Genomic DNA, 9,828 nt, shown 5'->3' on the forward strand with positions numbered 1-9,828 from the left:
AAGCAAATAAAAGAATTATTGATGCCACAGCCTCCAGAATTGGATACAAATTTAATTAGATTTTGAATTTCTTTTAAATCCATAATTAATTGTTTTAGTTATAGTTTATTGTTTGTTATAAGCCCATTTAAGGTAGATTGAACCCCATGTAAATCCACCACCAAAAGCAGCAAAAATAAGATTATCTCCTTTTTTAAATTTATCTTCAAAATCACTTAGCAACAAGGGTAATGTTGCTGAAGTAGTATTTCCATATTTTTGAATATTAACCAATACTTTATCTTCTTCAAGTTCCATTCTAGAGGCTGTGGCATCAATAATTCTTTTATTTGCTTGGTGCGCAATTAACCAACTTACATCCTCTTTTGTTAGATTATTGCGTTGCATGATTTTTTCACTTACATCTGCCATTCCAGAAACTGCATATTTGAAAACCGTTTTTCCATCTTGAAAAACAAAGTGCTGACTGTTTTCAACTGTATCTTTAGATGCTGGTAAAATAGATCCACCTGCATCAATTTTTAAATATTCTCTACCTATCCCATCCGAACGAAGGTATTCGTCTTGTAATCCTAATCCTTCATAATTTGGTTCAAATAATACAGCCCCTGCGCCATCTCCAAAAATGATGCATGTTGCTCTATCGGTATAATCAATAATTGAAGACATTTTATCGGCTCCAATTAACAATACTTTTTTATATCTACCCGATTGAACATAGGCAGCAGCAGCAGACATTCCGTAAAGAAAACTAGAACAAGCAGCAGATAAATCATAAGCAAATGCATTTACAGCGCCTATTTGAGTTGCTACATATACCCCAGTTGTTGCAACAGGCATATCTGGTGTTGCGGTAGCCATTATCACTAAATCTATTTCAGCCGGATTAATGTTTCCTCTTTTTATTAAATCTTGAGCAGCTTTTATTGCTAAATAGGAAGTTCCTTTTCCATGATCTTTTAGTAATCTTCTTTCTTTAATTCCGGTTCTTGATGTAATCCACTCATCATTAGTATCTACTAAAGTTTCTAGAACTTGATTAGATAAAACGAAATCTGGAACATACCCCCCGACAGCGGTAATTGCAGCTGTAATTGTATTCATAATGTTGATTTAGCGCCTCTTTTTTATTGTAAATTAAAAGAGGTGGAATTTACAAAAAAATATTTAGTTATAATTTAAAATTCATAAAAAACAAAAAACTCTCACAGGAAGTGAGAGTTTAAATGTAAATTTAAATATAGATTAAGCAACAGCCTCAGATTTATCGATAACTACTTGTCCTCTATAGTACATTTTACCTTCATGCCAGTAAGCTCTGTGGTATAAATGTGCTTCTCCTGTAATTGGACAAGTTGCAATGGTTGCTGCAGTTGCTTTATAATGTGTTCTTCTCTTGTCTCTTCTTGTTTTGGAGACTTTTCTCTTAGGATGTGCCATTTTACTATATTATTTATCCGTTAATAGTTGTTTTAATTTGTCCCATCTAGGGTCAATATTTTCTTCTTTTTTATTTTCTATTTTTTGTTCTTTAATCGTAAGTTCTGAAAGTTTCTTTAAAGCCTCGGTTTGAAGAGTCCCGTCTTTTATCCCAGGGTGAACTCTTTTAATTGGAACCGACAATATAATCATTTCATAAATATATTGTGCTATATCTATTTGATGCTCGCCGTGCGGAAGCACTAAAAGTTCTTCATTATCATCGTTGAATTCTTCCCCAAATGTTACAACTAATTTAATTTTTCCTTTGATTGGTAAATCAAAGATTTCATTAGTTAAATCACAAGGTACTGTAACAGTTCCTTTGTGCTTAAAGGAAAGCTCCAACATGGTGCTTTTTTTTTCTAAAACTACATTTACTTGAATAGCACAATTTTCATATTCGTGATATTCAAATTTATCAAAGAACGCTTTATTGATTTGAAATTCAAATGGATGTTTTCCTAACTTTAATCCTATGAAAGGAATAAAAAATTCATTTGTAACTTTCATTATTTCATCAATTTGCCCTAACTGAAGATTCAGCTTTGGGAGTGCAAAGATATAAATTTATTATAAATCTAAAAGACTTATCGGTATTTTTTTGAATATTACTTTTTTTCTTTCGTTTTTAAAGGATCTTTGGTCAATTCAACATACTCATTTCGAGCATGAAAAATATCTAATGCCAAATACACCGCTTCTTTAAACGAACCAAAATCGGCTACTCCTTTTCCTGCAATTTCATATGCAGTTCCGTGGTCTGGGGAAGTTCTTATCTTATTTAAACCCGCAGTATAGTTTACTCCTAAACCAAAAGATAATGTTTTGAAAGGAATTAAACCTTGATCGTGATAGGAAGCTATAACTACATCAAATTTTTCATATTGACCGCTCCCAAAAAATCCATCTGCAGGATAAGGTCCGAAAACAAAAATTCCTTTTTCAAATAACTTCTTAATGGTAGGCTTAATTACGGTCTCTTCTTCATTTCCTATAATTCCACTATCACCAGCGTGTGGATTTAATCCTAATACCGCAATCTTTGGTTTATTTATTTTGAAATCCTGTTTTAGAGATAAATTAATGGTTTCTATTTTTTGAGTAATTAGCTTCTCTGTTAGGTGTTTTGCAACATCATTAACCGGTACATGGTCTGTAAGTAATCCAACTCTTAAATTGTCTTGTACCATGAACATTAAGGCATCACCACTTAATTCTTTATCTAAATAATCGGTATGCCCTGGAAATTTAAATTCATCCGATTGGATGTTGTATTTGTTAATAGGAGCAGTTACTAGCACATCAACCAAGCCATCTTTCAAAGCTGCCGTAGCGGCCATAAATGATTTGATTGCATACTTTCCAACCGTTTCATCGTTTTGACCAAAGTTGATATCAACACCTTCTCTCCAAACATTAAGTACATTAATCTTCCCTTTAATTAATTGGTCTATTCGATCAATTCCGTGAAGTGCTACTTCCGAATTTAAGTTTCTTTTGATAAACGAAACAATCTTAACATTTGCAAAAATTACAGGCGTGCAAAGTTCTAACATTCGAGTGTCCTCAAATGTTTTTAATATTACCTCGCTTCCAATACCGTTTAAATCTCCAATTGAAATTCCAACGATTATATTTTCTGCTTTTTTCATGTGGGTTGTTTCTTATTTATTCCTACTTTTGAAATGCAAATTTAGTAAAATAAAACGACAAATGTTTACAGGAATTATTGAAACGCTTGGAATTGTAAATGGGCTTACAAAACAAGATGGAAACTTACATATTACTGTTAGTTGCCCACTAACAAGCGAATTAAAAATAGATCAAAGTGTTGCTCATAATGGAGTTTGTCTTACGGTTGTCTCAATAGAAAACGAAATGTATACCGTAACTGCCATTCAAGAAACTATAGACAAGACAAATGTGGGTGATTGGAAAGAAGGAGATTACATCAATTTAGAGCGCGCTATGAAGCTTGGTGACCGACTTGACGGACATATTGTTCAAGGACATGTTGATCAAACAGGAATTTGCAAATCAATCGAAGAAACAAATGGCAGTTGGCTATATACATTTTCCTATGATGCTAGCTTAAACAATATTACAATTGAAAAAGGTTCTATTACAGTAAATGGCGTTAGTTTAACAGTAGTGAATTCTTTGGTAAATGAATTTAGTGTTACTATTATTCCGTATACTTATGAGCATACTAATTTTAAAACTTTTTCAATTGGCACTAAAGTTAACTTGGAATTTGATGTAATTGGGAAATATGTTGCAAGATTACATTCTCTTTAATAAATAATTATACCATAAATAAAAAAGCTTCAAGAAATCTTGAAGCTTTTTTTGTATTTATAGAATGCAAATAGTAATCCTGCAATTACTAAAACTATCATTTCATTTGATATTGGCAATGAAGGTGGTGGAATTGGAGCAGCAGGTTGCGGCGGATTATTGCTTGCAAAACTACTATTGCAAATCAATAACACGAAACATGCTAATACTATTTTCCCCATTTGAATTTTCATAGTCCGTAAAAGTAAAAAAAAAAACGCTGTATCAAAATTTATTTAAATAAATAATTTTACAAAAAATTGTTTTTCCGAAAAGGATGTTTTATAAACACAAAGCCGCCTCAATTACTTGAGACGGCTTTATTGTTTTTTTAATGGAATATTAGTTTTTAACTATTTTTTGAGTGAAGTTCATTTTGTCTCCACTTACTTTTAGCACATAAATTCCATCTTGTAAGTTGTTTAAGTTTAAAGCTTTTTCAACATTAAAATCTTCATTATTGTATTCTTCTACAATTCTTCCATTAATGTCGATTATTTGAATAGTTGCTTTACCAACATAATTATTGATTCTTACATTTAAGAAACCGTTTGTTGGATTTGGGTAAACTCTAAATAATTCTTGATTTTCAAAATAGTTTACACTTAACGTACAGTTAGATCCAGTTGCAGGAGTTGCACCTGGCGTAGGAATTGTAAAATCTTCCACTTCATCAATTGAATTGTTATTATCTCCAGAACTAGCATTTAATCCAAGTCCTCTTCTAGCAAATACTTCCCAAATTAAACAATAATCTTGTCCGTTAGTTGTAGCTAAATCAGCTGCTAATATTGCATCTCTAGCCTGAACAAAAGAAGGACTACAAGGTTGTAATTTAATTGCGTCTAACACCAATCGCATTACTTTGTTGTTTCCACCTGTTCCTGTATATTTATTATCATCATATCCGTATTTATTGATGTAAGCCCAAGTTAAGTCCCATAGCATTGTTGCCCATACTTCTCCCACATTGTGTGTTTCTGTAACCATTACACCTGATCCGTTATCAACTTGATTAAGATTTACAGTGTTAAAAGTTTCTGGATTAACTGTCATATCCGTAGAATATGGATAATTACGTAATCCATCTCCAGTAATATCTTGATTAATTACAAATGTAGCCATCCCTCTTGGAGTTGCCCCTACATCACCTGGTTTAATTGATAACATCAAGGCAAACCAATCAGACCAACCCTCACCCATTTGTTCTTCATTTTGTAAACAACTAGAATTTGCTCTTCCTCCAGCTAAACGAGTTGAGATTCCATGACCAAATTCGTGAGCAATAACTCCATTATCCAAATCCCCATCTGTGTTAACAAACACTTCAAGTGCAGTTGGTGATTGAATTTTTCCGTTTACTACAACACCAGATTTTATTTTATTAATAATTGCCTCACCATTATTTAAAGAAATGCTAATTACAGGAATAGTAATGTTAGCATCTGCACCCGACATACCTATACTTGCATTTGGGGCTGTAACATCATTATTTACTATTATAACTGCAGTGGCACCAGCAGCTTTTGCATTAAGTGCTTTAGCAACAAACGTACAAGGGTTACCTCCATTTGCTACCGAAGTAGATCTTCTAATAATAGTTATGTGACCATTAATTGCTGCTGCATTTACTGCTGCCGCACATCCATCTGCATTGTCAGTTTGACCCACATCTGGAGTTCCATCATCATAAAGAATAATATCTGATTCAATACTTGCTGGCGCAACAGGAACATTAACGTGACCTGGATTAAATCCGTTATCACTTGCATACTCTGGGCCTGCTATTTCAGCTGGAGAATTAATTGTAAGTAACTGTGTGATTTTTCTATAACTCCATAAATACATTTGCATTCTTGGCTTTGAACCATCAACAGGGGTACTAAAATTTGCATTATTTAATGTTGGAGTAGCTGCAGTAGATCCATCTTGAGCATCTGCATATACGAAATCTCCAGCAGCAGGAGCTGTTACAGTAGTATAATTGTTATTTTGGAAATTACCATTTGCTTCATTAAATCCATATTGAAACCATAAATCATGTAGTACATTATTCATGTAAAACAAATTAGTACAAGATGCATCAATATATGTGTTTGCTGCAACTGAAGTTCCAGGATAAGGATAATCAAAAACAAGACCCGTATTAGTTGGCGCGTACCCAGTAGCTGTTGAAGTAGCAGAAGTTGAAGTAGGATTAGTATTTCCATAATCTGCTCTAGCCCAAACATTATTTCCTCTTGTATAAGTATAATTTAATGCTGCAGAGGTACCCGTTAAAGTATTTGCATTATGCCAACCTCTTGGAGAAGCTGTTGGATTTTCAGGATTTGCGATTAAATCTCTTGAGTGATGATTTGGACTTTCATAATTAAAAGGAACAACTCTGTAAGATCCTCCTTGAACTTGTATTGGAGAAAATACACTTTCTTCTTTAAATAAGTTCTTGTAAAATGAAAAATTAGATTTTGCACTAGAGGCAGAACTATGACCAAAATCACATGAAATTACCATGTCTTTTTTCTCTAAAAGAGTTCCATTTACAGCATCGATTCTAACGCTCCATAAATGTTTGTAATCTTGAGTATAAAAAGTATAATTCCAAGCTAGTTTTAATGAATTAGAAACCGGTTGAAAAACTAATTTTGCGGTAATAGGATCTTCAGTTAAATTTCCATTTGATAATTTATATTCTTTAGAGCTGATAGTCTCCGTAATATCAGTGAAAATTGGACTTTCATTTAAGGCCATTAATGCTTTTTGAAATGCAGCAACAACAGATAAACTTGGAGTTGTTGTATTTGCTTTTTGACTAATATTTGGAATAAAACCATTTAACACATTAATGATTTCATCGTTTTTTACCCAAACATTTGAAACTGCATTGTATATTTCAATACCTTGATATTGTTGTGCTAACCAATAGGTATCAATATTTGTAGATTCAGAACTACCAGTACTTTGGATGTACCAATCATTAATATCCTGGCTAGTTAAATTGAATTTTGCTTTGTTTTGATCTAAATACGATTGGATTTTTTCTTTACTCACTTGAGAAAAACCTAATACTGTAAACAAAAGCATTAATACTGATGTAATTTTTTTATTCATGATATAATTTTTTTAGAAATCCATATGGATGAATTTCAATTTATAATATAAATTGTTGGTTAAGTGGCACAAACATAATTTATTTTTTTTCGAAATACAATTAATGTATCAGAAAATCAAAAAATTAACAACTTTATGCCGTAATAATTTTGTTATAAAGTACTGCTTTACCATCCGTTAATAAGGATACAAAATGACAAATATGAAGCAATCTCTCATAAGTGCTTTCTTTTTTCACCAAATGTTTTTCAGGCAATATTTTTAATAATAAAGAATCATAATTGGTTTTGACGCCATCAAAGTCATTATTGTATGCCGTACAGAATTTATCTAATAAATTATTGATGATTTGATATCCTGTAAGCTCTTTTTCAATAACCTCTCTGCTTTGATAAATCTTCTTCACGCTCAATTGAATGATGTCATCAATTTGTGCTTTATATTTACTTTTATCCATTAATGCATAAGGAAAATCACCTTTTAAAATAGCTTCTTCATTTTCAATAAATACGCGAACTGCATCGTTTATTAAATTGCCAATTGCCAAAGCTCTAAGGTAACTTATGCGATCTTCTTTATTGGTTAATGATTGGTATTTTGGCGTATCAATTGTATCTTTTACTAATTTAATAAGATACTCAAGGGCATAATCTTCTGAAACCAATCCCAAATTGATTCCGTCTTCAAAATCAATAATGGTATAACAAATATCATCTGCCGCTTCTACCAAATATGCCAAAGGATGTCTTTCATAACCTATATCGTCACCTGTTTTATTTGGAATTAACCCCAATTCTTCAGCAACTTCTTTAAAGGATTCTTTATCCGATTGGAAAAAGCCATACTTCTTATCAGAAATATTTTGGGTTGGCTTTTTGGGCAAACTTTCTTTTGGGTATTTCATAAATGCACCCAAGACTGCATACGTTAATCGAAGTCCTCCTTCTATTCCTAGCCGCGGACTTGTTAATACCGAAAATCCATTGGCATTGCCTTCAAAATCTATTAAATCTTGCCATTCTTTTTTGGTTAATTGGTCTTTGTATTTTTGACCATTTCCAATAGAAAAATATTCCCCAATAGCTTTTTCTCCCGAGTGTCCAAAAGGAGGATTTCCAATATCATGGGCTAAAGAAGCTGCAGCTACAATAGCTCCAAAATCATTGGCTTGAAATCCATGAATTTCTTTGAGGTGTGGGTATTTTTCTATGATTTTTTTTCCAACCAATCTTCCAATTGATCGGCCTACAACCGAAACTTCTAGACTGTGAGTTAATCGCGTATGCACAAAATCCGTCTTTGAAAGCGGAATTACTTGTGTTTTATCTTGCAAACTACGAAAAGGCGCCGAAAATATTATTCGATCATAATCTACTTCAAATCCCAATCGGGTATCATCTTGCTCCGTTCTTAGTCGTTTACTTGTGTCGCCTTGTCTTTTTAGAGACAACAATTGTTCCCAGTGCATCATATAAGTATGTGTTTATTCCTTTTTATTTGACAGAAAGAAATTTCTAGATTTCTTTGGGTATTGATTATAGCTTTTATCACTCGGATTAGCAATGACACTTTTAATATTAATCTCATCCCCTAATTTAAAACTTGCTTCGGTGTATTGATAATCTAATAAATATTCCCCACAAAAATAATTTCCGTTTTCATCCTTTTCAATTATTCCGGTGTAAATTCCTTTTTCTTTAGCCATTGTTTTTTATTATTTGTTTCAAATGTACGAATTGAAATAGTATTATGCTAAAACAAAAACAGCTATCATGTGACAGCTGTTTTATAATATTCAATAAATTAATTTTCAAATTAAGAACCACACATTTCGCAGTCATCTCCACCACTACCTGCAGCATTACGAGCACGCTCAATCATGGCAGCAAAATCTTCTGCAGTCATTTCTCCATTTTCAACTGGAGCAACAACCTCAACCGCGTCTGCTGGAAGGGCCTCAACTTTAAGTGGTTCTTCTTTTTTATCATTATTTAAAGTAAACTTAATTGCATCAACTGCTGCTTTCGTTCTTAAATAATACATTCCGGTTTTTAAGCCGCTTTTCCAAGCGTAAAAATGCATCGAAGTTAATTTAGCATAGTTAGCATCTTGCATGAATAAGTTTAACGATTGCGATTGGTCAATGAAATAACCTCTGTGACGGCTCATGTCGATGATGTCTTTCATAGACATTTCCCAAACTGTTTTGTACAATTCTTTTAAATCTTCTGGGATATTCAATCCTTGAACCGATCCGTTATGACGCATTAATTCCTGTCTTAATGATTCATTCCATAATCCACGCTCAACAAGATCATTTAATAAGTGTTTGTTCACCACAATAAATTCTCCAGATAATACTCTACGCGTATAAATATTTGAAGTGTACGGTTCAAAAGCTTCGTTGTTTCCAAGAATCTGAGATGTAGAAGCTGTTGGCATTGGCGCAACTAAAAGAGAGTTTCTTACTCCATGTTTCATTACCTCTTTTCTTAAGCTAGCCCAATCCCATCTTCCAGAAAGTTCTTCGTCTTTAATGTTCCAAAGGTTGTGTTGAAATAACCCTTCTGATATAGGAGAACCTTTAAAGCTTGAATAAGATCCTTCTTCTTTCGCCATTTCCATAGAAGCGGTTACGGCTGCAAAATATAAGGTTTCGAATATTTCTTGATTTAATTTTTTGGCTTCGTCGCTGGTAAATGGCATTCTTAATAAAATAAAAGCATCCGCTAAGCCTTGCACTCCCAATCCTACCGGAAGGTGGCGCATGTTAGAGTTCTCGGCTTCTTTTACTGGATAGTAATTTCTATCGATTACTTTATTCAGGTTTCTGGTAACTCGTTTGGTTACGTTGAATAATAATTCGTGGTTGAATTGGTTATTTTCTACAAACATTGG

9 protein-coding genes and 1 pseudogene are annotated in these 9,828 nt (G+C 32.9%); 1 reads left to right on the forward strand and 9 read right to left on the reverse strand.

The features are described 5' to 3' along the window. Positions 1–105: 105 nt before the first annotated feature. The 4 genes from ACKOWY_RS09920 to pdxA form a co-directional block, all read right to left on the reverse strand. The gene (locus ACKOWY_RS09920; protein ID WP_408941288.1) at positions 106–1,104 is read right to left on the reverse strand and encodes a beta-ketoacyl-ACP synthase III; all 999 of its coding nucleotides are present in this window, start codon (positions 1,102–1,104) and stop codon (positions 106–108) included. Positions 1,105–1,245: 141 nt separating this feature from the next. Further along, the gene (gene rpmF, locus ACKOWY_RS09925; RefSeq protein ID WP_408941289.1) at positions 1,246–1,440 is read right to left on the reverse strand and encodes a 50S ribosomal protein L32; all 195 of its coding nucleotides are present in this window, start codon (positions 1,438–1,440) and stop codon (positions 1,246–1,248) included. A gap of 9 nt (positions 1,441–1,449) precedes the next feature. Next, a complete protein-coding gene (locus ACKOWY_RS09930) occupies positions 1,450–1,992 on the reverse strand; it encodes a YceD family protein (protein WP_408941290.1) in 543 nt (180 codons plus the stop codon). 98 nt (positions 1,993–2,090) lie between these two features. After that, complete coding sequence (gene pdxA / locus ACKOWY_RS09935) at positions 2,091–3,134, reverse strand: 4-hydroxythreonine-4-phosphate dehydrogenase PdxA (RefSeq protein ID WP_408941291.1); 1,044 nt, start codon at positions 3,132–3,134, stop codon at positions 2,091–2,093. Positions 3,135–3,195: 61 nt separating this feature from the next. Here pdxA and ACKOWY_RS09940 point away from each other — a divergent pair, with 61 nt between their 5' ends. Continuing rightward, entirely contained in the window at positions 3,196–3,780 is a 585-nt protein-coding gene (locus ACKOWY_RS09940; protein ID WP_408941292.1) for a riboflavin synthase, read from the forward strand. Positions 3,781–3,809: 29 nt separating this feature from the next. On the opposite strand, the gene ACKOWY_RS09945 is transcribed toward ACKOWY_RS09940, so the two are convergent. The 5 genes and pseudogenes from ACKOWY_RS09945 to ACKOWY_RS09965 all read right to left on the reverse strand — a co-directional run. After that, positions 3,810–4,013 carry a hypothetical protein gene (locus ACKOWY_RS09945; protein WP_408941293.1) on the reverse strand — a complete coding sequence of 68 codons (204 nt, stop codon included), beginning with the start codon at positions 4,011–4,013 and terminating at the stop codon, positions 3,810–3,812. A 148-nt stretch (positions 4,014–4,161) separates the two neighbouring features. Beyond that, positions 4,162–6,930 (reverse strand): T9SS-dependent M36 family metallopeptidase, encoded by a 2,769-nt coding sequence (locus ACKOWY_RS09950; protein WP_408941294.1) that lies wholly within the window; start codon positions 6,928–6,930, stop codon positions 4,162–4,164. Positions 6,931–7,063: 133 nt separating this feature from the next. Continuing rightward, the gene (locus ACKOWY_RS09955; RefSeq protein WP_408941296.1) at positions 7,064–8,398 is read right to left on the reverse strand and encodes a deoxyguanosinetriphosphate triphosphohydrolase; all 1,335 of its coding nucleotides are present in this window, start codon (positions 8,396–8,398) and stop codon (positions 7,064–7,066) included. A gap of 15 nt (positions 8,399–8,413) precedes the next feature. Beyond that, positions 8,414–8,635, reverse strand: coding sequence for a hypothetical protein (locus ACKOWY_RS09960; protein ID WP_408941295.1), 222 nt, complete (start codon positions 8,633–8,635; stop codon positions 8,414–8,416). A 110-nt stretch (positions 8,636–8,745) separates the two neighbouring features. Beyond that, positions 8,746–9,828 (reverse strand): annotated as a pseudogene (locus tag ACKOWY_RS09965) (ribonucleoside-diphosphate reductase subunit alpha); the annotation flags it as partial.

Source organism: Flavobacterium sp. (assembly GCF_046073885.1).
In the GTDB taxonomy this organism is placed as follows: domain Bacteria; phylum Bacteroidota; class Bacteroidia; order Flavobacteriales; family Flavobacteriaceae; genus Flavobacterium.